Below are 563 nucleotides of genomic sequence, written 5' to 3'. Positions count from 1 at the left end.
TAATTCTAGAGCTAAACAAGCAACGCTGGCGTTGTAGTAACTGCCATAGCACTTGTACGGCCACCACTCCAGTGGTATCAACCAACCACGCCATCGGTCACGGACTAGCGACTCATGTGCTGAAGCTAGCCAGTAAATCACTCCCGGCTAAGACTATCGCCAGTCTCACCGGTATTTCGACAAACTCAGTTCAGCGTATTTTGACGGCTAATATTCATCCACACGCGAGCCGCCGGTTACCGATTAATCTATGCTTTGATGAATTCCGTTCCACGCACGGCTCCATGTCGTTTATTTGCATTGACGCCGACACTCACAAATCAGTTAAAGTACTTAGCGACCGCCTTAATAGAACCATCAAACAGTTCTTTCTTAGTCAGTACAGCACCGCAGAACGGGCCGCGGTTCAACGCGTCATCATGGACATGAACGCCTCCTATCAGGCATTCGTGCACGAACTATTCCCTAACGCCGAACTCATTATTGATCGGTTCCACATTATTCAATTAATGGGCCGGACGATGGATACCATTCGCTCTCAATGTTTAAAGCAACTCGACAAG

The 563-nt window shown here is 48.1% G+C and carries 1 pseudogene; it reads left to right on the top strand.

The features are described 5' to 3' along the window. Positions 1–563 (top strand): annotated as a pseudogene (locus LPKJCM_RS11705) (ISL3-like element IS1165 family transposase); the annotation flags it as partial.

It is taken from the genome of Lentilactobacillus parakefiri, from assembly GCF_002157585.1.
Classification (GTDB): Bacteria; Bacillota; Bacilli; order Lactobacillales; family Lactobacillaceae; genus Lentilactobacillus; species Lentilactobacillus parakefiri.
The sequence above is the reverse complement of the archived record's forward strand: the minus strand, read 5'-3'. Positions and strand labels throughout refer to the sequence as shown.